The organism is Mycobacterium sp., from assembly GCF_046091765.1.
In the GTDB taxonomy this organism is placed as follows: domain Bacteria; phylum Actinomycetota; class Actinomycetes; order Mycobacteriales; family Mycobacteriaceae; genus Mycobacterium.
In genome coordinates this window covers 13,399-38,318 of record NZ_JBJTCF010000117.1, presented here as the reverse complement: position 1 = coordinate 38,318, position 24,920 = coordinate 13,399, and the positions used below count along the sequence as shown (strand labels likewise).

Below are 24,920 nucleotides of genomic sequence, written 5' to 3'. Positions count from 1 at the left end.
TCTGATGCGGCTGTATCGGGACCGGGCGGTGGTGCTGCGCCAGCACAAGCTCGGCGAGGCCGACCGGATCGTGACCCTGCTGACCCACGACCACGGGCTCGTCCGTGCGGTCGCCAAGGGGGTTCGCCGCACCCGCAGCAAGTTCGGCTCCCGGCTGGAACCGTTCGCCCATGTCGATGTCCAACTCCACGCCGGCCGCAATCTCGACATCGTCACCCAGGTGGTCTCGATCGACGCCCTGGGATCTGACATCGTCCGCGATTACGGCCGCTACACCTGTGCCTGCGCCATTCTGGAGACCGCTGAGCGGCTCGCCGGGGAGGAGCGGGCGCCGGCTCCGGTGCTGCAGCGGCTCACGGTCGGCGCGCTGCGGGCGGTGGCCGACGGCCTTCGTCCCCGCGAACTCGTGCTGGACGCCTACCTGCTGCGCGCCATGGGTATCGCCGGCTGGGCGCCGGCGCTGACCGAATGCGCGCGGTGCGCTGCGCCGGGACCGCACCGCGCGTTCCACGTCGCCGCCGGGGGCAGCGTGTGCACCCACTGCCGCCCGTCGGGTTCGACGACCCCGCCGCAGCCGGTGCTGGATCTGATGACGGCGCTGCACGACGGCGACTGGGCGGTGGCGGAGTCCTCCTCGGCGGCGCACCGCAACCATGCCAGCGGCCTGGTCGCCGCTCACCTGCAGTGGCACCTGGAACGCCGGTTGCGGACGTTGCCACTGGTGGAGCGTTTCTCTTCGCTGCCCGCCGACCACGGGCAGGGGGTGTTCAGGCAGGATGTCCCCCATGGTCAATCGGGTGACCAGCTCCTGGCGGGGAGCTGAGCGCAGGCGACGGGAGCACTTTCCGCAGCTGCCGCCGGCGCCCGAGAGCTACCCGGTTTTCCCCGACACCTCGTCGTGGCCGGTGGTGTTCCCGCAGTTGCCGTCCGCACCCGGCGGGGGCCCCTGTCGCCCTCCCCAGCACGTCTCCAGGGCGGTGCCCCCGGCGATCCCGGCCGACCAACTGCCCGAGCACGTCGCCATCGTCATGGACGGCAACGGACGGTGGGCCACCCAGCGCGGCCTGAGTCGCACCGAGGGTCACAAGATGGGCGAGGCGGTGCTCATCGACATCACCTGCGGTGCCATCGAGTTGGGCATCAAGCACCTGACCGTCTATGCGTTCTCCACCGAGAACTGGAAGCGCAGCTCCGAGGAAGTCCGCTTCCTGATGGGTTTCAACCGGGAGGTGGTGCGCCGGCGCCGCGAGAACCTCAACGCGATGGGAGTCCGGATGCGCTGGGTCGGATCCCGGGCTCGGATGTGGCGCAGTGTCATCAAGGAGTTCGACATCGCCGAGGACATGACCGTGAACAATCGGGTCATCACGGTCAACTACTGCGTCAACTACGGCGGGCGCGCGGAGATCGCCGAAGCCGCTCGCCAGATCGCCCGCGACGCCGCCGCCGGCCGCATCGATCCCGAGCGGGTCGACGAGACCACGATCTCGGACTATCTGCACCGTCCCGACATCCCCGACGTCGACCTGTTCATCCGCACCTCGGGCGAGCAGCGCTCGAGCAACTTCATGCTGTGGCAGGCCGCCTACGCCGAGTACGTCTTCCAGGACAAGCTGTGGCCGGACTACGACCGCCGCGACCTGTGGGCGGCCTGCGAGGAGTACGTCCAGCGCAACCGCAGATTCGGGCGCGCCTGAATACTCAGCCGCCGCGGCAGTCCGAACAGGTACCGAACAACTCGATGGTGTGGCTGACCTCGGAGAATCCGTTATCGGCAGCGACGGCTGCCGCCCAGGACTCGACTTCGCTTGCGCTGACCTCCACCGCGCACGCGCAGTGCCGGCAGACCAGATGGTGATGGTGCTGCTCGCCGGCGCAGCGGCGGTACACCGACTCACCGCTGTCGTTGCGGACCACGTCGACCAGTCCGGCCGTCGCGAGCGCCTGCAGGTTGCGGTACACGGTGGTCAGCCCGATGTTCTCGCCGCGGTGGCGCAACTCGTCGAAAAGCTCCTGCGCCGAGCGGAATCCATCCACCGCCTCGAGCAGTGCGACCACCGCCGCACGCTGCCGGGTGGCGCGAACGCCGGCGCCGACCGAACGCCGCTCGCTCGTATCCTCACCCCCTGGGTGCGCGGGAAACCCACTGGAAAGGGGGATCCCTGTGCGGCCACCCTAGCGGTCCGCCGTGGTGCGCGGGTCGACGGGTGTCACAGCCGGAATGTGGTGTCGCTTAGGCTTGGGCGGTTCCCTACAGCGAAGGAGCGCGAGTGGCCTCCGTCATCGACTCCGTGGTCAATCTGGCCAAGCGCCGCGGCCTGGTGTTTCCCTGCGGAGAGATCTACGGGGGGACCCGCTCGGCGTGGGATTACGGCCCGCTGGGTGTCGAACTCAAGGAAAACATCAAGCGACAGTGGTGGCTTGCCACGGTCACCGCGCGCGACGACGTCGTGGGTCTGGACAGCTCGATCATCCTGCCGCGCGAGGTGTGGGTCGCCTCGGGGCACGTCGAGGTGTTCCACGACCCGCTCGTGGAGTGCCTGCAGTGCCACAAGCGTCACCGCCAGGACCACATGCAGGAGGCGCACTTCGAGAAGAAGGGGGCCAGGGAAGGCCTGTCCGACCCGGAGTCGGTCCCGATGACAGAGATCGTCTGCCCCGACTGCGGGACCAAGGGCGAGTGGACCGAGCCGCGTGAGTTCAACATGATGCTCAAGACCTACCTCGGTCCGATCGAGAGCGAGGAGGGGCTGCACTACCTGAGACCCGAGACCGCTCAGGGCATCTTCGTCAACTTCGCCAACGTGGTCACCACCTCACGAAAAAAGCCGCCCTTCGGAATCGCCCAGATCGGCAAGAGCTTCCGCAACGAGATCACCCCGGGCAACTTCATCTTCCGCACCCGTGAGTTCGAGCAGATGGAGATGGAGTTCTTCGTCGAACCCGACACCGCCCGCGATTGGCACCAGTACTGGATCGACACCCGGCTGCAGTGGTACGTGGACCTCGGCATCGCCCCGGACAATCTCAGGCTGTACGAACACCCGAAGGAGAAGTTGTCGCACTACTCCGACCGCACCGTCGACATCGAGTACAAGTTCGGATTCCAGGGCAACCCCTGGGGCGAGCTGGAGGGTGTGGCCAACCGGACCGACTTCGACCTCAAGACCCACTCCACGCACTCCGGAACCGACCTGTCCTACTACGACCAGGCCTCCGACAGCCGCTACATCCCCTACGTCATCGAGCCCGCAGCCGGCCTGACCCGTTCGTTCATGGCGTTTTTGGTCGACGCCTACGCCGAGGACACCGCGCCCAACGCCAAGGGCGGTGTGGACAAGCGCACGGTGCTGCGGCTGGACCCGCGGCTGGCGCCGGTCAAGGCCGCGGTGCTGCCGCTCTCCCGCAACGAGGACCTCAGCCCCAAGGCGCGCGATTTGGCCGCCGAACTGCGCCGCAACTGGAACGTGGAGTTCGACGACGCCGGCGCGATCGGTCGCCGCTACCGCCGCCAGGACGAGATCGGCACCCCGTTCTGCGTGACCGTCGACTTCGACACCCTGGAGGATCATGCGGTCACCATCCGCGAGCGCGACGAGATGACCCAGGAGCGAGTCGGCCTGGACGCCGTCGCGGGCTATCTTGCGGCCCGGCTGGGCGGCTGAGGAACCCTCAGAACCGGCCGCCGCCGCCGAACATCCCGCCCCCACCCGGCGAACCGCCGTAGGTGGTCGAGGTCCAGCCGCCACCGCCGCCGCGCCCGCCGCCGAATCCGCCGGAGAGCACATTGCCCAGGATGATCCCGCCGATCACCGCGCCCATGTCGGACTGCCGGCCGCCGCGGGCCTGGTAGGCGCGCTGGCCGGCCAGCACGTCGTTGTTGGCCAACTGCTGGGCCTGGGCGGCCAGCAGGGAGGCGCCGTTGGCGTGCGCGATGGCCTCGGTGATGGCGGTGTCCTTCTTGGACTGAGCCGCTTCCAGCTGCCGGGTCGCCTCGTTGAGCCGGGTGCGCGCCTCCGGGCCGATGCTGCCGCGGCGGGTGTCGATGTAGTCCGAGACCGCCCGCACCCGGGACTGGGCGGTGAACAGCGCCTGATCGTAGGAACGGCTGAGGCGTTCGGCCACCTCGCGTGCCTCGGCGACGTCGGCCAGCAGCCGGTCCAGCTCGGCGTCGGCCGACGTCAGCTGGGTGAAGGCCCCCAGCGGGTCGGCCGCGCCGTCGGCCTGGGCGGCGCTGACGGCCTTGACCGCTCTGTCGCGCACGCTCGACAACTCGGTTGCCGTGTCCAGCCCGCCGCGGGCCAGCTGCGCGCCCGCCTCGGTGATGCCCCGCTGGATGTCCTCGATCGCCGCGGGCAGTCCGGCCACCGCCCGGCGGATGTCACTGGCGGCGCTGTCCACCGCGTCGAGCATCGTGTTGGCCTGCTGCAGCGCGGATTCCGCGCCCCGGATGCAGTCGACGAGCTCGCCGACCTCTCCGGCGACCGGCTTGGCCGACAGCTCCCGGGCCCGGGTGATCGCCTGGTCGGCGAAACTCAGGCGCTCCCTGGTGGCGTTGACGTTGCGGGTGACCGACGCCAGTGCCGACTCGGCGAACTCGTCGTGCAACTGGGCGAGCCGCTGCTGGGAGGGTTCCACCCGCGCGGACACGTCGACCATGTGGCGGGTCAGGGCGTCGAGACGCTCGGGGGAGTTGAGCACGAGGTCGCGCATCTGGTGGAAGGCGTCGGTCTGAGTCTCCAGCTCTCGGTTGGCCTTGGCCGCGGACACCACCACCCGGGTCAGCAGATCGCGGCGCTCGGGCAGCGGCTCGGGGACGTCGTCGTCGAGCTTCTGGCGAACGGCGAACGCCTGCTTGAGCGTGGTGCGGGCGCTTTCCACCGCGGCGGCGAACGGCGCGGTCTGGGCCTCGCCGAACTCCTCGACCGCCAGGGTCAACTCGTTGGCACTGGTTCGCACCGCGTTGTCGACGTCGACCACGATCGAGCGGGACAGCTCATCGAGGGCGTCGAGGGGTACCGCCGCCAGAGCGGCCGGGTCGGTGGGGTCGACCTGCCGTGCGGCGGCGACGTCGGCCTCGCGCCGCCGGCGTTGGCGCCGACGGCTCCAGAGCACCATCGCGGCGATGACGAGCAGCCCGATCCCGGCGAAGATCAGCAGCCCCGCCAGCGACCCGCCGCCCCCGGCGCCGGTGGAGCCTGCGCCCGGACCGAGTGCGGCCAGGCCGGTGGCGGCCGCGGTGGCCGCTCCGGCCCAGTCGTCGTCGCGCAGGGCCGGTTCGATGCGGTCGCGGCGAATGTCGTCCACTTTCGTCGAGCTGCCCCCGGCCGCGGCCGCGGGCACCAGGAAGGCATACGAACGCTGCCCGGTCGCGACGGCCAGGATGGCGTCCTCCTCGCCCAGGTCGCTGGCGGTGCGGGTCTGCTGGGCCCAGGTCACCGCACCCTGCGGGGCGAAGGAGTCGACGAACACCACCCACAACCGGACCCGGCGGTCGCGGTAGAGCTGGTCGACGGCCTGCTGGACGGACTCGAGTTGCCGCTCGGAGAGCACCCCCGCGTTGTCGGTGACGTAATCGGGCAGCCGGAACGGCGGCTCGGCGGCGGTCGTCGGAGCAAACAGGACCGCGACGGCCGCCATCGCGGCCAGCAGTCGGGGCAGTCGGGCGAGTCCCATGCTGGCCAATGTAGGGCAACGGCCGGACCCGCAACGCCCGGCCAGCAGAACTTGGCAGACTGTGCCCGGAGCGATGATGAATCAACAGGACCGCTACACCCCATCCGACCGTGAGCGGGTGGTGGCCGAGCCGGCCAAGACCGCGGCTCTGCCGGGAACCACCACCGAGCACCGCACCGACTTCGCCCGTGACCGCGCCCGGGTGCTGCACAGCGCGGCGCTGCGCCGGCTGGCGGACAAGACCCAGGTGGTCGGACCCCGAGAGAGCGACAATCCGCGGACCCGATTGACGCACTCGCTGGAGGTCGCCCAGATCGGCCGGGGCATGGCGGTGCCGCTGGGCTGCGATCCGGACCTGGTCGACCTGGCCGGGCTGGCGCACGACATCGGTCACCCGCCCTACGGTCACAACGGCGAGCATGCGCTGGACCAGTTCGCCGCGCCGTGCGGCGGCTTCGAGGGCAACGCGCAGACCTTCCGGATTCTCACCAGGCTCGAACCCAAGGTTCTCGCCGAGCCCGTTCCCGCCGCCCGCAGCGTCGGATTGAACCTCACCCGCGCCGCGCTGGACGCCGTCAGCAAGTACCCGTGGCCGCGGGGTGGAGCCGGCCGCAAGTTCGGCTTCTACGCCGACGACCGCGAGCTCGCCGACTGGGTCCGGGCCGGCGCCCCGCCCGCGCGGCCGTGCCTGGAGGCGCAGGTGATGGATTGGGCCGACGACGTCGCCTACTCGGTCCACGACGTCGAGGACGGTGTCATCTCCGGGCGGATCGACCTGCGGGTCCTGGCCGATCGCGATGCCGCCGCCACACTGGCCCGGCTCGGCGCCGCCCCGGCGGGGGGCACGGGTCCTGCGGCCGGCGAACTGGAGGAGGCCGCGCTGCGGCTCTCGCGGCTGCCCGTCGTCGCCGCCGTCGGCAGCTACGACGGCACGCTGAGCGCGTCGGTCGCCCTCAAGCGATTGACCAGTGAACTGGTCGGTCGTTTCGCCTCGGCCGCGGTCACCGAGACGCTGCGGGGAGCCGGCCCGGCGCCGCTGGTCCGCTACCAGGCCGACCTTGTCGTTCCGGCGGGTGTGCGGGCGGAGGTGATCGTACTCAAAACCCTTGCACTGCAGTTCATCATGTCCGATCCGCGGCACCTGGAAGTACAGGCCGGTCAACGGGAACGCATCCACCGGGTCGCCAATCGCCTGCTCGCCGGAGCCCCGGCGACGCTGGACGCGCTGCTCGCCCCCGCCTTCGAGGCGGCCCCCGACGACGCCGCGCGGATCCGGGTGGTCGCCGACCAGATCGCGGCCTGCACCGAGGGACGCCTCGAGCGACTGGACGGCACGGCGCTTTCCGTCGCCGATGGGCTCTAGACTGTGCCGGTGGCAGCTGCGGCGGGCGGGGACGGTGCTCGCCGGGGCCGCATCTCCGACCGCGACATCACCGCCATCCGCGAACAGATCCGCATCGAGGACGTCGTCGGCGACTACGTCCAGCTGAGGCGAGCGGGCGCCGATTCGCTCAAGGGCTTGTGCCCGTTCCACGATGAGAAGTCGCCGTCCTTCCACGTCCGGCCCAACCACGGCCACTTCCACTGCTTCGGCTGCGGCGAGGGTGGCGATGTCTACGCGTTCGTGCAGAAGATCGAGCACGTCAACTTCGTCGAGGCTGTCGAGACGCTGGCCGATCGGCTCGGCTATGCGGTGACCTACAGCGGCGGCGGCACCAGCGCACAGCGCGACCGCGGCAGCCGAAGCCGCCTCGTCGCCGCCACCGCGGCCGCCCGGGAGTTCTACCAGGCGGCGCTGGAGTCCGAGGAGGCCGCTCCGGCGCGCCAGTTCCTGAGCGCACGGAACTTCGATGCCGCCGCCGCGCACGAATTCGGCTGCGGGTTCGCGCCGTCGGGGTGGGACTCACTGACCAGGCACCTGATCCGGAAGGGCTTCGAGTTCGCCGAACTCGAGGCCGCCGGGTTGTCCCGGGAGGGTCGGCGCGGGCCGATCGACCGGTTCCACCGGCGTCTGCTGTGGCCGATCCGCGGCGCAAGTGGCGAGACCCTCGGGTTCGGCGCCCGCCGAATCTTCGACGACGATCCGATCGAAGCGAAATACGTCAACACCCCCGAGACCGTCCTGTACCGCAAGTCCTCGGTGTTGTTCGGCATCGACCGCGCCAAGCGGGACATCGCCAAGGGACATCAGGCTGTCGTCGTCGAGGGGTACACCGACGTGATGGCGATGCACCTGGCCGGGGTCGGTACCGCGGTGGCGTCCTGCGGCACCGCGTTCGGCGACGAGCATCTGGCGATGCTGCGCCGGCTGATGATGGACGACAAGTTCTTTCGCGGCGAACTGATCTATGTCTTCGACGGTGACGCCGCCGGGCAGGCGGCGGCGCTGAAGGCTTTCGCCGGGGAACAGAACCTGGCCGGACAGAGCTTCGTCGCGGTCGCCCCCGACGGGATGGATCCCTGTGATCTGCGGTTGAGCGGCGGCGACGGCGCGCTGCGCGATCTGGTCGCGCGGCGCACCCCGTTGTTCGAGTTCGCCATCCGCAGCGCGCTGGCCGAATACGATCTGGACAACGCCGAGGGCAGGGTGAGCGCACTGCGCCGCTGCGTGCCGATGGTCGCCCAGATCAAGGATCCCGCGCTGCGCGACGAATACGCCCGCCAGCTCGCCGGCTGGGTCGGCTGGGACGACGTGGCTCAGGTGCTCGGACGGGTACGCGCGACGGCGGGCCGCAAGCCGGATCAGCGCGGCGTCACCCGCCGGCCCGCCGAGGGCGCTCCGGCCTCTTCCGGTCAGCCCGATCCGCGCGATCCCACCCTGTGGCCGCAGCGCGAGGCGCTCAAGGCCGCGCTGCAGTACCCGGCCCTGGCCGGCCCCGTCTTCGACGCGCTGGCTGCGGAGAACTTCACCCATCCCGGTTACGCCGGGGTGCGCGCCGCGATCGCCGCGGCGGGCGGGGTGTCCGCGGCGCCCGGCGGCGCAGGCTGGATCGAACAGGTCCGCGAGCACGGTGCGGCGACCGACCAGGCGCTGATCAGCGAACTGAGCGTGGAGGTGATCCGGGTCGGCGACGACGAGCGGATGCCGCGCTACATCGCCGGTGTGCTGGCCCGACTGCAGGAGGTCTGGGTGGGCCGCCAGGTCGCCGAGGTCAAGTCCAAACTGCAGCGCATGTCCCCGGTGGAACAGGGCGATGAGTACCACGCCCTGTTCGGTGACTTGGTGGCGCTGGAGGCATACCGGCGCAGTCTGCTCGAGCAGGCCAGCGGCGACGACCTGACGGCCTGACTCGTCCTGGGCTAGAGTCGACAGGTCAGGGTTTTCCGGCAGGCTGGGGATGAGGTCCGACATGGCACCCACGCGTCATCGCAGCGCGGCTAGAGCTGTTCGGGCTGTGGTGGTGGCGGCGTCGGTGGTCGCGCCCTTGATCGCCGCCGCGCCGACCGCCGGTGCGGGGCCGGGTCAGTGCCTGGCGTGGTTCGGGTCGCGCGACGAGGGGACCTGCTTGAGCTACTCCAACGGATCGCCGTCCTACGTCGGCACGCCGAACCTGGGTATCTACGGACCTGCCGGCGTCGGCAATCCCGGGGTGGGCATCATCACCGGGCCGATGCTGCCAGGCCAGACCATCAACGTGCCGATCGGCTGATACTGCTACGCGGGTCGCTCGGGCTGGGCGACGCCGGAGTTGATCCGGTCGATCCCGGTGTCGATCTCGGTGATGGTGACCACCACCGGGTCCGGCGATACCCGCTCGGCGATCTTGCGGCGACCGGCCTCGATCATGGACCGGGTCGCGGGGTTGCCGGTCAGCGCGCGGTAGGTGCCCGCGATCTGCTCGTAGCGGGCGCGGCCCGCCTTGGTTCCCAGCACGTAGCCCGCCGCCAGCACGGCCAGATAACGGATCACGCGGACCATCCTGCCTGACAGTGTCCGGGGAAGTCCGGCCAGGCCGCGTTTGGCGGCGTCCGGCTCCAGTAGGCTAAAGTCTCGTTCCGGCCCGCGCGTGTGTTCGGCGGGAGCGGTCCCCTGTAGCTCAATTGGCAGAGCATCCGACTGTTAATCGGACGGTTGCTGGTTCGAGTCCAGCCGGGGGAGCCAAGCCCGGTTAGACTGGCGTCCAGCCCGTCGACCGAGGGAGCCCTGAATTAACGCCTGGTACCGGCTCGTGCAGCACGCGGCGTTCAGCGGCGCCCTCGCCGTCGGCACGGCTCTGATCGCCGTGGCCCCGGCGGCGGCCGCACCGGCCCTGCCGCACCCTCCGGCGACGCCCGGTCAGAACTGCGCGGCCGGCTACCTCGCCGACCCCAACTCGGGGAACTGCTGGCAGATCGTCGACAACGGCTCTCCCACGATCGGTGGCGGGCCGTGCCTGCCCGGCCGGGTCGGGCTCTGCGTCGGGTATCTGGCCAACAACCCCTACGACATCGGCGACACCCTGCCCGACACCAGCAGCTGGCCCTAGGCGCCGGTGGGCGCCGGGATGTTCTCCGGGTGCAGCATCTCGGCGTAGCGCAGCTGTTCGGGGATTCCGAAGGCGTCGACGAGAGTCTCGGCGTGCGGACGCAGCGTTCGGCAGCGTTCGTTGATGCCGCGGGTGACCGCCTTGGCCCGCTCGGTGGACAGGAAGCGGTGCTCGATGAACCAGGCCTTGTCCTCCTCGATGACCGACAGCGCGTAGAGGTCGCACACCATCTCCAGGATGCGTCTGGCTTCGGGATCCTCGCAGGAGGCGATCCCGGCGATGAACGCCTCGAGGACGGTGCGTTCGATGTGCGCCCGCGCGGTGTGCATGACGTGGTCCTGCACCGAGTTGAAGGCGTCGAAGGCCGACATCGTCTTCGACCGGCGCTGCAGCCGTCGCGCCAGCGACGACAGCAGATACCGCTCGCGGTCCTCGAACATCGTGACCTGCGTCCCGCGGTTGAACAGGCTGCCCTCCTCCTCGTTGTCCTTCCGGTTGTCGAGGATGGTCTGCATGATGGTCTCGGCGGCGGTGCGCTTGACCACCCGGTCACCGGCGAAGTTCGCCGCGAAGCGGACCCATTCGAACGGGCTCATGCCTTTGATGTCGTCGTTGTAGCCGGTGAGTAGCTGCTTGGCGACCAATTGCAGCAGCACGTAGTTGTCGCCCTCGAAGGTGGTGAACACGTCGGTGTCGGCGCGCAGTTCGATGATGCGGTTCTCCGCCAGGTAGCCGGCGCCGCCGCAGGCCTCGCGGGCCTCCTGGATCGCGGCGCTGGCGTGCCAGGTGCTGATCGCCTTGATTCCGGCTGCGCGGGACTCCAATTCGCGCTGATCCTCGGCCTCGGGGTGGTCGGCGGTCTGGACGTCGTGGCACTTGGCCACCAGTTCGTTTTGCGCGAACTGCAGCGCATAGGACTTGGCGACCAGCGGCAGCAGACGGCGCTGATGCATCAGGTAGTCCATCAGCAGGACTTCCCGCTCCTCGCCGGGCGCCTTGAACTGCCTGCGTTGCAACGCGTAGCGAACGGCGATGTCCAGGGCCACCCGCGCCGCCGCGGCTGCGCTGCCGCCGACGGTCACCCGACCGCGCACCAGGGTGCCCAGCATGGTGAAGAAGCGCCGACTGGGGTTGTCGATCGGCGAGGTGTAGCTGCCATCCGGTGCGACATCGGCGTACTTGTTGAGCAGGTTCTCGCGAGGTACGCGAACGTGATCGAACATGATCCGGCCGTTGTCGACGCCGGGCAGTCCACCCTTGTAGTTGCAGTCCGAGGTGGTCACCCCGGGCAGATCGTTGCCGTTCTCGTCGCGGATCGGGACCACGATGCAGTGCACACCGTGGTTCTCGCCGCCGGTGATCAGCTGTGCGAAGACAGCCGCGACCTGAGCGCTTTCCGCGGCGCCGCCGATGTAGTCCTTGCGCGACTGCGGGGTCGGCGAGTGGATGACGAACTCCTCGGTGCCGGGATCGTAGGTCGCGGTGGTCTCGATGGACTGCACGTCGCTGCCGTGCCCGGTCTCGGTCATCGCGAAGCAGCCCAGCAGGTCCAGGGTGATCAGCGGACGCACGTAGGTCTCGTGGTGGCGCTCGGTGCCGAGATTCTCTATCGCCCCGCCGAACAGGCCCCACAGGACGCCGGCCTTGACCATCAGCGACAGATCGGACATCGCCAGCATCTCGATCTTGGTGACGGCGGCGCCGACGTCACCGGTGCCGCCGTGGTCCTTCTTGAATCCGTCCTCGGCGGCTCCCGCGGCGGCGATGATCTTCAGTTGCTGATTGACCCGGTTGCGGGCGATGGACGTCGTCGGGGTGAAGTGCGGGCGGAAGATCTCCTTGGTGAACTTCTCGCGGATCATGTTCTTGGTGTCACGCCAGCGCCCGTCGAGAGCGTTCTGCAGGTGCCGCGCGGTATCGGCGGTGCTCGTCATCACCTGTTCATAACCCACCCGGGGCGCCTTGGCCCGGGGTTTCCCGATAATCCGGGTGCTCCTGCCCGGGGCTGGGCCAGAATGGCGGCCATGTGCCCGCGCCGCGCCTGCCTCCGACCGGGCGGACGGGGATGATCCGCAGCGCCGGGCGGGCCGGCGGGCTCAAGGTCACCGCGCTGGTGCTGTGGCAAATGCGCTACACCCTGCTGGCGATCGCCGTGGTCGCCGGATTGCTGATGCCGGTTCCCGACGCCAGCCAGAACGAGTACGCCGCGGCGGTGCTCTCGGTGCTGGGCATCGGCGCCTCGGTGTTCATCGCCTTCCGCAACACCAACGCCTACAACCGCTGGTGGGAGGCCCGCACCCTGTGGGGCGGCATCATCATCAACTCGCGAACCCTGCACTACGGGTTGACCTCCGTCGACGATGCCGCTGCCGGGATGGCGCCGATCCTGGATCGGATGCGCCGCCGGCAGGTTCGGTACTGCTGGCAGTTCGCCGCCGAGATGCGCGGCGTCGCGCCGCTGGACGGGGTGACCGAGTTGACCCCGGAGGACCCGGCCGCGACCGACTCGACGGCCCTGCTCGACCGCCAGGCCGCCGATGTCGAGAGGCTCGTCGAGGACGGCTACATCGACGGGCAGGCGCGGCTGATGCTGATGAACGCGGTGCGGGGCGCGGCCACCGCGCAGAGCGGTCTGGAACGCATCCGCAACGAGCCGGTCCCGCTGCACTACGACCTTTTCATCCGGGGCTTCGCCTGGTTCTTCGGCTTGGTGGTGCTCAACCGGCTCGACGCCGCATCCGGCGGCAACCACATCGGCAGCCTGGTGATCGGCATCTTGCTGATGACGCTGTTCATCGCCGCCGAACGCTTCGGGCGTTTCATCGAGCAACCGATGAACAACAGTGTGTTCGACATCCCCATGTACCGGATCTGCGCGGTGATCACCGCCAACCTGCTGGGTCCGGGTCATCGGCTGGCCCGACCGCGAGAGAGCGACACGGCCGTCGTCTGGATGTGAGTCGGGTCTGATCAGCGGCAGGTCGGAACGGCCCGGCGAACCGACCTGCTGGCAGAATCAGGTGATGACCTCGATCCGGCCGGAGGCGATGGCACACCGCCTGCCCGGGCGGGCGGAGCATCCCCGGGCGGACCGGGCACTGGGTCCGGTGGAGATCGCACAGGCTTCGGTGATGGCGGCGCTGAGCGCGGCGCTGGCCATCGTCTCGATCGTGGTTCCCTTCGCCGGCGGGCTGTCGCTTCTGGTGACGGTGCCGATGGGGGTGCTGGGCTACCGCTACCGGGTCCGGGTGCTGCTGGCCGCGGCCTTCGCGGCCGGGGTGATCGCCTTCCTGATCGCCGGGATCAGCGGGCTGATGGTGGTGGTGAACTGTGCGTACGTCGGCGGGCTGACCGGAATCGTCAAGCGTCGCGGGCGCGGCACCCTGACGGTGGTCGCCGTCTCGATCGTCGCCGGAGTCTTTCTCGGCCTGCTCATCATCGCCGCGCTGACCGTCATGGTCCGGCTGCGCACCCTGACCTTCGAGGCGTTGACCGCCAACGTCGACGGTGTCGTCGCCGTGCTGTCCGGTTTCGAGCCGATGCGCCAGTCCGCCCAGGATGCCCGTGCGACGTTCGGCCTGGCCCTGCAGTACTGGCCGGTGCTGTTGATGGGGTATTCGGTCTTCACCATCATGGTCGTCACGCTGGTCGGCTGGTGGGCGCTGTCGCGGGTGCTCGAACGGCTGCGCGGGATTCCCGACGTCCACAAACTCACCGCGCCCCAGGAGACCGCGCAGGCGACGCCCGCCCCGGTGCCGGTCCGGTTGGTCGAGGCCCGGTTCCGCTACCCGGGTGCCGACCACGACGCGCTGGCACCGCTGAACCTCACCATCGAGGCCGGCGAGCACGTCGCGATCACCGGGGCCAACGGCTCGGGCAAGACCACGCTGATGCTGCTGCTGAGCGGACGTGCGCCGACCTCGGGAACCATCAGCCGGCCCGGGGCGATCGGCCTGGGGCGCCAGGGCGGAACGTCGGTCATCATGCAGCACCCGGAAAGCCAGGTGTTGGGCAGCCGCGTCGCCGACGACGTGGTCTGGGGACTGCCGCCCGGCGTCCGCGCCGACGTCACCGGGCTACTCGGCGAAGTGGGCCTGGCCGGCATGGCCGAGCGGGACACCGGCGGGCTCTCCGGTGGGGAACTTCAGCGCCTTGCCGTCGCCGCCGCGCTGGCCCGTGAGCCGTCGCTGCTCATCGCCGACGAGGTGACCAGCATGGTCGACCAGCAGGGTCGGGAGGCCCTGCTCGGTGTGCTGTCCGGACTCAACGAGCGCCACGGTATGACCCTGGTGCAGATCACCCACTACAACAACGAGGCCGCGATCGCCGACCGGGTGGTCAACCTCAGCGAGTCGCTGGACAACACCACCATGGTCGACAGCGCGGCGGCGCCGGTGCCGACCGTCGGCGCGCCCCGCCGGGCGGGAGCGACCGTGCTGCGCCTCGACGGCGTCGGCCACGAGTACGGGCGCGGGACGCCCTGGGCCAAGACCGCGCTGCGTGACATCAGCTTCGAGGTTCATGAGGGTGACGGTCTGCTCATCCACGGCGGCAACGGTTCGGGGAAGTCGACGCTGGCCTGGATCATGGCCGGACTGACCCGGCCCTCCGAGGGCAGCTGCCAGGTCGGCGGCCGGGCAGCGCATCGCAGTATCGGCGAGGTGGCGATCGCGTTTCAGGCGGCGCGGCTGCAGTTGATGCGCAGCCGGGTCGACCTGGAGGTCGCCTCCGCCGCCGGTTTCTCGCCGCACGACCATGCCCGGGTGGTGGCGGCACTGGCGCGGGTGGGGCTCGACGCCGCGCTGGCCAGGCGTCGTGTCGACCAGCTCAGCGGCGGCCAGATGCGCCGGGTGGTGCTGGCCGGGCTGCTGGCACGCTCACCGCGCGCGCTGATCCTCGACGAACCGCTGGCCGGTCTGGACGCCGCCAGCCAGCGCGGGCTGCTGCGGCTGCTGGTCGACCTTCGGCGCACCAGCGGGCTGACGGTGGTGGTGATCTCCCACGATTTCGTCGGACTCGAGGAGCTGTGCCCGCGGATCCTGCACCTGCACGAGGGGACGCTGGGCAAGACACCGGGGGAGACACCGGGGGAGACACCGGGGGAGACACCGTGAGGGAGAACCGGCAGTCGCGCCCGGTCGTGCTGCTGCGCCCGGTACCCGGAGACTCCGTCATCCACCAGTTGTGGGCCGGAACCAAACTCATCGTGGTCTTCCTGTTCTCGGCACTGCTCGCCTTCTATCCCGGCTGGCTGCCGATCGGCATGGTGGCGGCCCTGGTGGTCGTGGCGGCGTGGCTGGCCCGCATCCCCTCCGGCGCGCTGCCCACGGTGCCCCGCTGGCTGTGGGTCCTGCTGCTGATCGGCGCGCTCACCGCCGGACTGGCCCGCGGCGCGCCGGTGCTGCACCTGGGGGGCGTCGAGCTCGAACTCGGCGGGCTGCTGAAGTTCCTGCGCTTCACCGCGCTGTCGGTGGTGCTGCTGGCCCTGGGCGCGATGGTGTCGTGGACGACCAACGTCGCCGACGTCGCGCCGGCGATCGCCAAACTGGGCCGGCCGCTGCGGCGGCTGCGCACCCCGGTCGAGGACTGGGCGGTCGCGGTGGCTCTGGCGTTGCGGGCCTTTCCGATGTTGGTCGAGGAGTTCCGGGTGCTCTATGCCGCGCGCCGGTTGCGGCCTCGCCCGGTGCTGCCCACCGGCGAACCCCGGCGGCGGCGCTGGGCCGCCGAGTTGGTGGACCTGCTGGCCGCGGGCCTCACGGTCGCGCTGCGTCGCGCCGACGAGATGGGAGATGCCATCACCGCCCGCGGTGGAGTCGGTCAGATCGCCGCCGCACCGTCGCGGCCGCGCTGGCCGGACTGGGTGACGCTGGCGATCTGTGTGGCGGTGTGTGTCGTCGCCATCTTCCTGGAGATCCGCGGTTTGAGCGGCTAGCGCCGCGCGGCGGTGTTCGCGGCGCGCTGGGCGGCCGCCAGCGTGTCGGCGACGGGTCGGCGGCCCAGGAACATCTCGTCGAAGTACGGCTTGATCGCCGCGAAGCCGGCGGCGAACCCCGCCCCGCCGGGAGCCGCGATCCGCGGCCCTTCGAGCACCGCGAAGAACGGGGTGACGTCCACACCCTTGGCCCGCCAGAAGTCGAAGTACGCCTGCTGGGCGGGCAGCACCGCCGGGATGGCCGCGCCGCGGCGGCCGAGGTAGGCGTTGCCCGCCGTACTGCCCAGCCACGCCAGCACCTTGCCGACCGCCTCGGGGTGCGGTGAGGCCGGGTTGCCGGCGGCCACGATCCCGTTGGTGACGCTGACCCGCCCGGCCGGACCTTCGGGAAGCAGGGTGACGCCCCATCGGAAGCGGGCCTGCTCGGCGACCTGAGCGAGGTTGTAGGTGCCCGACTGCAGCACCGCCATCCGCCGGGCCAGGAACTGGTTGCGGGAGAAGTCGCCGTTGTCGTTGGTGTCCGACGCCGGCGGGGCTACGCGGGCGTCGTTGATCAGGTCGACGACGTAGCCCAGTGCGGTGACGGCCTGCGGGTTGTCGAAGGCGAACCGGTCCCCGTCGGCGAACGCTCCGCCGGCCGAACCGATGTAGTTGAGGTTGATGCCCTGCAGATCGTTGGCTGCGTTGTACCCCCATTGGCGCACCCGGCGCGAGTCGAACCCGGGGGAGTCGGCGCGGGCGCCGGCGCTGTCCACGGTCAGCCGTGCCAGCAGGGGACGCAGCGTGTCGGCAGCGGGGTCGGGATCCCAGCGCGCCGTCCCGAGGTCGGCCGGGTCCACGCCGGCGGCCTCGAGCAGCTCGGCGTTGTAGTAGAGCGCGATCCCCGCGTCGGTCAACTGGGGCACACCCCACAGCGCGCCGTTGCGGGTGAACTGCCCGATCACCGAGGGCTCCCAGTCCGGCGAGGGCGCAATCGGCATCAGCCGCCCGTTGTCGGCGTATTCGGCGAAGGAGGAATTGTTGATCCAGAAGATGTCGTCGGCACCGCCGCCGGCCACGTCGGTGCGCAGGGTGTCGAAGTAGGACGCGTAGGCCACCAGGTTGGTGCGCACCTCGATGTCGGGATGGGTGCGGCTGAACTCGACGAACGACTCCCGGTAGGCGGCGGCGACCTGCTGGTCCCACAGTCGCACGGTGACGACGGTCCGGCCGGGCCGGTCGGCGCTGCGTCCGAGTACCACCACCGCGCCTGCCAGGACCACGGCGAGTGCCACCACCGCGGCCAGGACCGTCGTGGAGTAGCGCGGGCGGGTGATCACTTGAGCCCGGTGACCACGATGGAGCGCACGATGTGACGTTGGAACACGACGAACAGCACCACCAGCGGGACGATCGCCACCGTGGTGGCGGCCATCACCAGCGTCCACTGCGCGTTGTACTGCGACTGCAGTCCTGCGGTGGCCACCGTCAGCACACGCCACCGCCCCCCGCTGGTGATCACCAGCGGCCACATGAAGCTGTTCCACTGCGAGACGACGGTGATCAACGTCAGCGTGGCCAGAATCGGCCGACTCGCCGGAACCACCACATGCACGATCACGTCGAGGGTGTTCGCACCGTCGATGCGCGCGGCGCTGAGCAGATCGGCGGGAATCGACCGGAAGTACTCGCGCAGCAGGAAGATGGCGTAGGGCGATCCGAACAGGAACGGCAGCACCAGCGCCCAGAAGGTGTTGCGCAGACCGAGTTGGGCCATCATCAGATACAGCGGAACCACGGTCACCGTGGCGGGCACCATCAGTGTGGCGATGTAGACCCAGAACAACCCGTCGCGCCCGGGAAACTGCAGCCGGGCGAAGGCGTAGGCGGCCAGCACCGAGAAGACCAGTTGCCCGAGGGTGATGATCGCGGTCATCAGGGCGGTGATGGCCAACGCGCGCCCGAACCCCGCATCCCCCAGGGCGGAGTAGTTCTCCAGCGTGGGCGGGTCGGGCAGCGACAGCGGCGAGCCGGTGGCGAACTGGCGGGCCGAGGTGAACGACGTCAGCAGGCCGAGCCCGAACGGGGCGAGGGTCAGCAGCCCGGTGGCGAACAGGCCCGCATAGAGGGGTACCGCACCTCGACCGAGCCCGGTGGCCATAGGGCATCAGATTAGCTGGCGGGTAGGATGAGGCGCATGAAGTCGTCATTGTGGCCGGTCGCGGCCTCAGCCCTGCTGGCAGTGGGATTGCTGAACCCGACCCAGGCCCAGGCCCAGGCCTCCCCGGGGGGTCCGGCCGGCACGGTTCGCGATGTCTCGCTGGCGGCCACCGTGCTGACCTTCGAGGGTGGGCTCGTCGGGATCCAGCCGTTGCTCTACTTCACCGGATCGCAGCTTCGGGGCGATCTGTGCGCGTCGCCCAATACCTGCGACCCCGTCTACTACGCGGCGATCCCCCTCGGACAGCTCTTCAATGACTGGGGGGCGCAGCGGCTTCAGCAGGCCGTCGACGGTCTGGCAAGCGATCCCACTCCGATCACCCTCTTCGGCCACAGCCAGGGCGGCCAGGTCATCTACACCGCACTGCGAAACTGGTCCGAGAACCCGCGCAGCGCCCCGGATCCGGCGAAGGTCTCGTGGGTGTCGATCGGCAACCCGGAGAACGTCGTGGGCGGCCGCGCGCCCAACCCGGTGCCGGCCGACTCTCCCTACACCGGCATCGAAGTGATCAAGCAGTACGACGGATGGGCCGACGCGCCCAGCGACAAGGGCAACGTCCTCGCACAGCTCAATGCCGCGATCGGCCGGCAGACCACCCACGTGTTCGGGTACTTCAATGTCGACCTCAACGATTCGAGCAACATCCGCTACACGCCGGATAATGCCGACGGCACGCCCGGCAAGATCACCTACGTGTTCGTGCCCAATCCGATGCTTCCGCTCATCACGCTTGCGGGACCGCTTGCACCCCTGTTGAATCCGGTGCTCGACCCGATCCTGCGCCCGATGGTCGAAGCGGGTTACGACCGGCCCTTTGATGTGAGCCCCCGGCCGGCGTCGACGGTTCCGGCGGTCTCGACTCAGCGCGCGGCGTCGGCCCCGGCACCGTCAGTAGGTGTCGTAAGTGACTCTGCTGCGGAAGTAAAGGTGCTGCGCGACGGTGGCGCCGACCAGGATCAGAAACAGGACAAGCGCCATCACCGCGGCGCGCCCGATCGCGGCCGCGCCGAACGCCTCGGCGTAGATCCGGTGCGCGACGAGGTCGGTCCGGCCGGCCGGGCCGCCGCCAGTCAGCGCGTACACCGTGTCGAAAACCTGGGCGGCGCTGACGATTCCGGTGACCGAGACAAAAAAGAACGTCGGCTTGAGCATCGGTAGGGTGATCCGCCAGAAGCGCTGCCACGAACTGGCGCCGTCCATGCGCGCGGCGGCGTGCACCTGCGGCGGGATGGCCAGGATGCCGGCCAGGAAGAACAGCGCCACATAGCCGACGTTGGTCCACACCGTCACCGCCGAGACCACCGGCAGCGCCAGACCGGGATCGGTCAGCCACTCGATGCGCCGGCCGGCCAGGGCGCTGACCGCGCCGTCGGTCGGGGCCAGGATCCATCTCCACAGCACCGCGACCGCCAGCGGTGAGCAGATCCACGGGATCACGTAGAGCGCACGGAACATCCCGCTTCCCGGCAGTCCGCGGGCCAGCATCGCCGCCGCGGCCAGGCCCAGCACGATCTGGGCCGGCACCACGATCGCGATGAACGCACACGTCACCAGCAGTGAGTTGCCGAAGTCCGGGTCGGTGAGCACCGAGTGCCAGTTCGCCAGTCCGACGAAGCGGATCGGCCCGAGCAGATCCCAGCGGTGCAGGCTCAGCCACACCACCACCAGCATCGGCAGCAGCAGGAAGCACACCACCCCGAACAGGCTCGGCGCCAGCAGCCCGTATCCCAGCAGGGTCTGGTGCCGATGCCGAGTGTTCACGCCGGTTAATTTACGGTGAGAAACGTGCCCGGCGCCGTCGATGAGGACTTCCTCGCTCTGCCGTTGCGCCGCCTCGCCGATGCGGCGCTGTCCGCGGCGACCGCGGGCGGCGCCGATTACGCGGACCTGCGGGTGCACGCGATCACCACCGAGGTCGTGACCCTGCGCGACGGTGAAGTGGAGTCGGCCGTGGTGGACCGCGACATCGGCCTGGCGGTCCGGGTGATCGTCGACGGGACCTGGGGGTTCGCCTCGCACGCCGGGTTGACCCCGGACATCGCGGCCGACTCGGCCCGCCACGCCGTCGGGGTCGCGGTGACCCTGGCCGCGCTCAACGCCGAGCGCGTCGAGTTGGCTCCCGAGCCGGTCTATCCCGACGCGATGTGGGTGTCGGACTACCGCATCGACCCGTTCGCCGTCCCGACCGCCGACAAGATCGCCGTGCTCCAGGAGTATTCCGGGCGGCTGCTGGCCGCCGACGGCGTCGACCACGTCTCGGCCCTGGTGAACACCGTCAAGGAGCAGACCTTCTACGCCGACACCTTCGGTTCGGTGATCACCCAGCAGCGGGTGCGCACCCTGCCGGCGCTGGAAGCCGTCGCCGTCGACGCCGCCGCCGGGCGTTTCGAGTCGATGCGCACGCTGGCCCCGCCGACCGGGCGCGGATGGGAGGCCGTTGTCGCCGAGGACGTCTGGGACTGGGCGGGCGAGTTGGCTGAACTGCCGGTGCTGCTGGCCGAGAAGACCAAGGCACCCAGCGTGGTGGCCGGGCCGACCGATCTGGTGATCGACCCCACCAACCTGTGGCTGACCATCCACGAGTCGATCGGGCACGCCACCGAGTACGACCGGGCGATCGGCTACGAGGCCGCCTACGCCGGCACGTCCTTCGCGACCCCCGACACACTGGGCACCCTGCGCTACGGCTCGCCGGTGATGAACGTCACCGCCGATCGCGTCGCCGGCCACGGCCTGGCCACCATCGGCTTCGACGCCGAAGGGGTCGCCGCGCAGCAGTGGGACCTGATCCGCGACGGGGTGTTCGTCGGCTACCAACTCGACCGGGTGTTCGCCCGCAAGCTCGGATTGGACCGCTCCAACGGATGCTCCTACGCCGACTCCGCCCACCACGTGCCGATCCAGCGGATGCCCAACGTCTCCCTGCAGCCCGGGGCTGGTGATCTGAGCACCGCTGATCTGATCTCCGGCGTGGACGACGGTCTCTACGTCGTCGGCGACAAAAGCTGGTCGATCGACATGCAGCGCTACAACTTCCAGTTCACCGGGCAGCGGTTCTTCCGCATCCGCGGCGGCCGGCTCGACGGCCAGGTCCGCGACGTCGCCTACCAGGCGACCACGACGGATTTCTGGAACTCGATGGAGGCCGTCGGCGGGCCGGGGACGTGGCGACTCGGCGGGGCGTTCAACTGCGGCAAGGCCCAGCCCGGTCAGGTGGCCGCGGTCAGCCACGGCTGCCCGTCGGCGTTGTTCCGCGGGGTCAGCGTGCTCAACACCGTCGAGGAGTCGGGTCGATGAGCGGGCACCGATGATCCCCGCCCAGGACGCCGTCGACCTCGCGCTGGCCGCGGTGTCCGGGTCGGCGCAGGACACCGTCGTCATCGTTACCGACCGCGCCGAGGCGTCGCTGCGCTGGGCGGGCAACTCGATGACCACCAACGGGGTGTCGACGTCGCGCAGCACCGCGGTGATCTCCTTCGTGCGCCGCGGTGCGGCGTTCCACGTCGGCGCGCGACGCTCCAGCGCGGTGGACCCGGAGTCGATCGCGGAGCTGGTCGCGGCCTCCGAGCAGGCCGCCCACGCCGCGCCCCAGGCCCGTGACGCCGCACCGCTGCTGGCCGGGTCCGGCGAACCGGCCGACTGGGGCGACCCGGAGCCGGCCACCGGTGTCGGGGCGTTCGCGGAGCTGGCCCGCGCACTCTCGGACGGATTCGGGCGCGCCGACCGCCTCTACGGGTTCGCCCACCACGTCGTCGAGACCACCTTCCTGGCCACGTCGACCGGCGTGCGCCGCAGGTTCACCCAACCCACCGGGTCGGTGGAGATCACCGCCAAACGGGGCGGGGCCAGTGCGTGGGCCGGTCTGAGCACGCCGTGGTTTATCGACGTGCCGGTGGCCGCCCTGCTGAGCGATCTCTCGACGCGGCTGGGCTGGGCCCGGCGCAGCGTCGCACTACCGGCCGGTCGCTACGAAACCCTGATGCCACCCTCGACGGTGGCCGACATGATGATCTACCTGAACTGGTCGATGGACGGCCGCAGTGCCCAGGAGGGCCGCAGTGCGCTGTCCGCACCGGGCGGGGGAACCCGGGTGGGGGAGCGGCTCACCGAACTGCCGCTGACGCTGTACTCCGACCCGCTGGCTCCGGGCCTGCAGTGCGCGCCGTTCGTGCACACCCCGACGGGTTCAGAGCGGCTGTCGGTGTTCGACAACGGCATGGACGTCGGCCGGGTGGACTGGATCCGCGACGGCGTGATCCACGCCCTGCCGTATCCGCGGGGGGCGGCCGCCGAGTTCGGCACCGCCGCGGTCGCACCCGCGGACAACCTGCTGATGACCGGCGGCGCCGCGTCGCTGTCCGACATGGTCGCCGCCACCGAACGCGGACTGCTGCTGACCACGCTGTGGTACATCCGCACCGTCGATCCGATCACGCTGCTGCTGACCGGGCTGACCCGTGACGGGGTGTATCTCATCGAGGACGGCGAGATCACCGGCGCGGTCAACAACTTCCGGTTCAACGAGAGCCCGCTGGACCTGCTGCGCCGGGCCACCGAGGCCGGGGTGGCGCAGCCGACGCTGCCGCGGGAGTGGAGCGACTGGGCCACCCGGGCGGTGATGCCGACACTGCGGATTCCCGACTTCCACATGTCCTCGGTGAGCCAGGCGCAATAGTCAGTCGGCGCTGCCCCCTAGTAGGCCACCCCGGAAGTCCCGTCCCCCACCACGAGGGTGTCCACGACCGAGTTGGTCGCGGTGCTGATCACCGTCACCGAGTTCACACCGATGGGGGCTTGGCCGTGGTAGTACTCGCCGTTGTAGTTGGCGGTGTAGACGAAGCCGCCATCGGGGCTGACGGCCATCGCGCACGGGTTGGTGCCGACCGGGATCGTCGCGATGACGTCGTGGGTGGCTGTGCTGATCACCGAGACGGTATTGGAGTCCGCGTTGGCGACGTAGACGTAGCGGCCGTCCGGGGTGACCGCCATCGCATCCGGTGAGAGCCCGACGTCGATCAGGTCGGTGACGGTGGCGGTGGCGGTGTCGATCACCGACACCGAACCCGGGCCGGGAACGTATTCCGGGCTGGTGTTGAAGTTGGTGACGTAGAGGTGGCGGCCGTCGGGGGTGATCACCGCGTCGTACGGTTGATTGCCCAGTCCGGTGATGGTGTTGGTGATCTGGTTGGTGGCTGTCGACACCACCGCCACCCCGCCGTTGAAGTTCGGCACGTACAGGGTCGTCCCATCGGGGCTCACCACCACCGCGCACGGGCCATCGAATCCCGGGATGGTGGCGGTCACCTGATTGGTGGCGGTGCTGATCACCGACACCGTGTTGGTCTCGTAGTCAGAGCTGTACACCGTGTCACCGCGTGGGCTGACCGCCAGGAAATACGGCGACGGGCCGATGCTGATGGTGGTGGTGACGGTTCCGGTGATGGTGGAAATCACCGACACCGTCCCCGGGGCCTGCGGCGTCAGAAGCGCCCCGCCCTCGTTGGGAACGTAGACGAAACGGCGATCGGGACTGGTCGCCAGGGGGCCCGGCCCGAGGCCCACCACGATGTTGGCCAGCACGGTGCCGGTGTTCGGGTTGACCACCGACACGTAGCTACTGTCGGCGCTGGAGACGTACAGATAGCCCGGAACCCCGGCACTCCCGGTCGCTCCGCCGGCCCCCGCAGTTCCCAACCACCCGCCCCGGCCGCCGATTCCGCCGGCGCCGCCGGCACCACCCACAGCACCGGCGCCACCGTCGCCCCCGGTGCCGCCGGCCCCGCCGCTTCCGCCGTGTCCGAACACCGCCAGCGAGCCGGCCGATCCGCCGGCGCCTCCGGCGCCCCCGGGGGTGCCGGGATTGTCGCTGCCCCCGGGGATGCCCGCGCCGCCCGCGCCACCGGACCCGCCGGCTCCGGCGAACAGCCCACCCGTTCCGCCGGCACCGCCCTCGCCGCCGAGGCGGCCGGTGCCGCCACTGCCACCGTTTCCGAACCAGCCCGCTGCACCGCCGGCGCCGCCGGCGTATCCGCCGCCGCCGTTGCCGAAGATTCCGCCGTTGCCGCCGGTGCACGGGCCGGAGGTGCATGCGCTGCCGGCCACGTAACCGGTCCAGGTGTAGCCGTTGCCCGCGAGGAGACCGGCGTTCGGGTGATCGGCCGTGCCGTCGCCGAAGAAGATCCGGACGATCCCGCCCGGCTGCTGCGCCGCCGCCGGCACCGAACCGCCGGAGCCCGTGCCGCCACCGGCCTGGCCCCGCGATGGGGGCGCGGAGTTCGGGTGACTGCGATGGCGGACCCCCGAGGGGTCGCGGCCGGGCCGGGTCACACCACTCCGCGGTGCCCGCGGGTGGCCGGTCGCGGGCGCGGGTGATGCCGAGCGCGAAGCCACCGCCTCGCTCGCTCCCGGCGAGGGTGTCGCGTCCGCGGAGGCCACCGGCATCGCCGCGATGGCCGCGCCGATCCCGACCAGAACCGCGAGCGCACCCCACCAGCCCGCATACCGGACGCAACCCGACACCGGCTCGGCTGCGGCGCAGTCCTGGTACCGCGCGGATCGCGTCACAGGGCTAGTCACAGGGCTAGTCACAGGGCTAAGCGTAGGGATCGCGCGTGCAGCCGGACCGACACCCTCGGTAACCGTCTGA

Annotated in this window: 20 protein-coding genes, 1 tRNA gene and 1 pseudogene; 14 read left to right on the top strand and 8 right to left on the bottom strand. The window is 70.2% G+C overall.

The window, feature by feature from the left end; translation table 11 throughout:
• The first annotated feature begins 4 nt into the window (after nucleotides 1-4).
• Together recO and ACKOB8_RS13445 are read left to right on the top strand one after the other, a co-directional pair.
• Nucleotides 5-823: a DNA repair protein RecO gene (recO, locus tag ACKOB8_RS13450; RefSeq protein WP_526378041.1), complete on the top strand. Its 819-nt coding sequence runs from the start codon at nucleotides 5-7 to the stop codon at nucleotides 821-823.
• The gene (locus tag ACKOB8_RS13445; protein ID WP_526378039.1) at nucleotides 786-1,697 is read left to right on the top strand and encodes a decaprenyl diphosphate synthase; all 912 of its coding nucleotides are present in this window, start codon (nucleotides 786-788) and stop codon (nucleotides 1,695-1,697) included. The genes recO and ACKOB8_RS13445 overlap by 38 nt, the downstream gene beginning before the upstream one ends.
• Nucleotides 1,698-1,701: 4 nt before the next feature.
• On the opposite strand, the gene ACKOB8_RS13440 is transcribed toward ACKOB8_RS13445, so the two are convergent.
• Nucleotides 1,702-2,160: a Fur family transcriptional regulator gene (locus ACKOB8_RS13440; RefSeq protein WP_526378100.1), complete on the bottom strand. Its 459-nt coding sequence runs from the start codon at nucleotides 2,158-2,160 to the stop codon at nucleotides 1,702-1,704.
• Between the two features lie 110 nt (nucleotides 2,161-2,270).
• On the opposite strand from ACKOB8_RS13440, the gene ACKOB8_RS13435 reads away from it, so the two are divergent.
• Complete coding sequence (locus ACKOB8_RS13435; protein ID WP_526378037.1) at nucleotides 2,271-3,665, top strand: glycine--tRNA ligase; 1,395 nt, start codon at nucleotides 2,271-2,273, stop codon at nucleotides 3,663-3,665.
• 7 nt (nucleotides 3,666-3,672) lie between these two features.
• Here the strand turns inward: ACKOB8_RS13435 and ACKOB8_RS13430 are convergent, their stop codons facing one another.
• Nucleotides 3,673-5,676: a TPM domain-containing protein gene (locus ACKOB8_RS13430; protein ID WP_526378035.1), complete on the bottom strand. Its 2,004-nt coding sequence runs from the start codon at nucleotides 5,674-5,676 to the stop codon at nucleotides 3,673-3,675.
• Nucleotides 5,677-5,749: 73 nt separating this feature from the next.
• On the opposite strand from ACKOB8_RS13430, the gene ACKOB8_RS13425 reads away from it, so the two are divergent.
• The 3 genes from ACKOB8_RS13425 (at nucleotide 5,750) to ACKOB8_RS13415 (ending at nucleotide 9,326) form a co-directional block, all read left to right on the top strand.
• Nucleotides 5,750-7,039 carry a deoxyguanosinetriphosphate triphosphohydrolase gene (locus ACKOB8_RS13425; protein ID WP_526378033.1) on the top strand — a complete coding sequence of 430 codons (1,290 nt, stop codon included), beginning with the start codon at nucleotides 5,750-5,752 and terminating at the stop codon, nucleotides 7,037-7,039.
• A gap of 9 nt (nucleotides 7,040-7,048) precedes the next feature.
• The gene (gene dnaG / locus ACKOB8_RS13420) at nucleotides 7,049-8,965 is read left to right on the top strand and encodes a DNA primase (RefSeq protein WP_526378031.1); all 1,917 of its coding nucleotides are present in this window, start codon (nucleotides 7,049-7,051) and stop codon (nucleotides 8,963-8,965) included.
• 61 nt (nucleotides 8,966-9,026) lie between these two features.
• Nucleotides 9,027-9,326: a DUF7155 family protein gene (locus ACKOB8_RS13415; protein ID WP_526378029.1), complete on the top strand. Its 300-nt coding sequence runs from the start codon at nucleotides 9,027-9,029 to the stop codon at nucleotides 9,324-9,326.
• 5 nt (nucleotides 9,327-9,331) lie between these two features.
• Here the strand turns inward: ACKOB8_RS13415 and ACKOB8_RS13410 are convergent, their stop codons facing one another.
• Nucleotides 9,332-9,586 carry a hypothetical protein gene (locus ACKOB8_RS13410; RefSeq protein ID WP_526378027.1) on the bottom strand — a complete coding sequence of 85 codons (255 nt, stop codon included), beginning with the start codon at nucleotides 9,584-9,586 and terminating at the stop codon, nucleotides 9,332-9,334.
• A gap of 116 nt (nucleotides 9,587-9,702) precedes the next feature.
• On the opposite strand from ACKOB8_RS13410, the gene ACKOB8_RS13405 reads away from it, so the two are divergent.
• Both ACKOB8_RS13405 and ACKOB8_RS13400 read left to right on the top strand, forming a co-directional pair.
• Nucleotides 9,703-9,778 (top strand) — tRNA-Asn (locus ACKOB8_RS13405).
• A 67-nt stretch (nucleotides 9,779-9,845) separates the two neighbouring features.
• Nucleotides 9,846-10,142, top strand: a complete 297-nt coding sequence (locus tag ACKOB8_RS13400) for a hypothetical protein (protein ID WP_526378025.1) — start codon at nucleotides 9,846-9,848, stop codon at nucleotides 10,140-10,142.
• Here ACKOB8_RS13400 and ACKOB8_RS13395 read toward each other — a convergent pair.
• Nucleotides 10,139-12,076 (bottom strand): acyl-CoA dehydrogenase family protein, encoded by a 1,938-nt coding sequence (locus ACKOB8_RS13395; RefSeq protein ID WP_526378023.1) that lies wholly within the window; start codon nucleotides 12,074-12,076, stop codon nucleotides 10,139-10,141. The two genes, ACKOB8_RS13400 and ACKOB8_RS13395, sit on opposite strands and share 4 nt — an antisense overlap.
• 131 nt (nucleotides 12,077-12,207) lie before the next feature.
• Here ACKOB8_RS13395 and ACKOB8_RS13390 point away from each other — a divergent pair, with 131 nt between their 5' ends.
• The 3 genes from ACKOB8_RS13390 to ACKOB8_RS13380 all read left to right on the top strand — a co-directional run bounded on the left by ACKOB8_RS13390 (nucleotide 12,208) and on the right by ACKOB8_RS13380 (nucleotide 16,074).
• Complete coding sequence (locus ACKOB8_RS13390) at nucleotides 12,208-13,101, top strand: bestrophin family protein (protein WP_526378021.1); 894 nt, start codon at nucleotides 12,208-12,210, stop codon at nucleotides 13,099-13,101.
• Between the two features lie 64 nt (nucleotides 13,102-13,165).
• Complete coding sequence (locus tag ACKOB8_RS13385; protein WP_526378018.1) at nucleotides 13,166-15,256, top strand: ATP-binding cassette domain-containing protein; 2,091 nt, start codon at nucleotides 13,166-13,168, stop codon at nucleotides 15,254-15,256.
• The gene (locus ACKOB8_RS13380; protein WP_526378016.1) at nucleotides 15,253-16,074 is read left to right on the top strand and encodes an energy-coupling factor transporter transmembrane component T family protein; all 822 of its coding nucleotides are present in this window, start codon (nucleotides 15,253-15,255) and stop codon (nucleotides 16,072-16,074) included. The genes ACKOB8_RS13385 and ACKOB8_RS13380 overlap by 4 nt, the downstream gene beginning before the upstream one ends.
• On the opposite strand, the gene ACKOB8_RS13375 is transcribed toward ACKOB8_RS13380, so the two are convergent.
• Both ACKOB8_RS13375 and ACKOB8_RS13370 read right to left on the bottom strand, forming a co-directional pair.
• Nucleotides 16,071-17,390, bottom strand: a complete 1,320-nt coding sequence (locus tag ACKOB8_RS13375; protein WP_526378098.1) for an extracellular solute-binding protein — start codon at nucleotides 17,388-17,390, stop codon at nucleotides 16,071-16,073. The genes ACKOB8_RS13380 and ACKOB8_RS13375 overlap by 4 nt on opposite strands.
• Nucleotides 17,390-18,214 carry a carbohydrate ABC transporter permease gene (locus tag ACKOB8_RS13370; RefSeq protein ID WP_526378014.1) on the bottom strand — a complete coding sequence of 275 codons (825 nt, stop codon included), beginning with the start codon at nucleotides 18,212-18,214 and terminating at the stop codon, nucleotides 17,390-17,392. Before ACKOB8_RS13370 ends, ACKOB8_RS13375 begins: the two co-directional genes overlap by 1 nt.
• Before the next feature lie 27 nt (nucleotides 18,215-18,241).
• Between ACKOB8_RS13370 and ACKOB8_RS13365 the strand changes: the two are divergent.
• Nucleotides 18,242-19,069: pseudogene (locus ACKOB8_RS13365) on the top strand (PE-PPE domain-containing protein); the annotation flags it as partial.
• A gap of 93 nt (nucleotides 19,070-19,162) precedes the next feature.
• Here ACKOB8_RS13365 and ACKOB8_RS13360 read toward each other — a convergent pair.
• Complete coding sequence (locus ACKOB8_RS13360) at nucleotides 19,163-20,035, bottom strand: carbohydrate ABC transporter permease (protein ID WP_526378012.1); 873 nt, start codon at nucleotides 20,033-20,035, stop codon at nucleotides 19,163-19,165.
• Nucleotides 20,036-20,059: 24 nt separating this feature from the next.
• Between ACKOB8_RS13360 and ACKOB8_RS13355 the strand changes: the two genes are divergently transcribed.
• The gene (locus ACKOB8_RS13355; RefSeq protein ID WP_526378010.1) at nucleotides 20,060-21,571 is read left to right on the top strand and encodes a metallopeptidase TldD-related protein; all 1,512 of its coding nucleotides are present in this window, start codon (nucleotides 20,060-20,062) and stop codon (nucleotides 21,569-21,571) included.
• A 10-nt stretch (nucleotides 21,572-21,581) separates the two neighbouring features.
• Nucleotides 21,582-22,949, top strand: coding sequence for a metallopeptidase TldD-related protein (locus ACKOB8_RS13350; protein WP_526378008.1), 1,368 nt, complete (start codon nucleotides 21,582-21,584; stop codon nucleotides 22,947-22,949).
• Between the two features lie 17 nt (nucleotides 22,950-22,966).
• On the opposite strand, the gene ACKOB8_RS13345 is transcribed toward ACKOB8_RS13350, so the two are convergent.
• A complete protein-coding gene (locus ACKOB8_RS13345) occupies nucleotides 22,967-24,838 on the bottom strand; it encodes a beta-propeller fold lactonase family protein (protein ID WP_526378006.1) in 1,872 nt (623 codons plus the stop codon).
• Nucleotides 24,839-24,920: the final 82 nt, after the last annotated feature.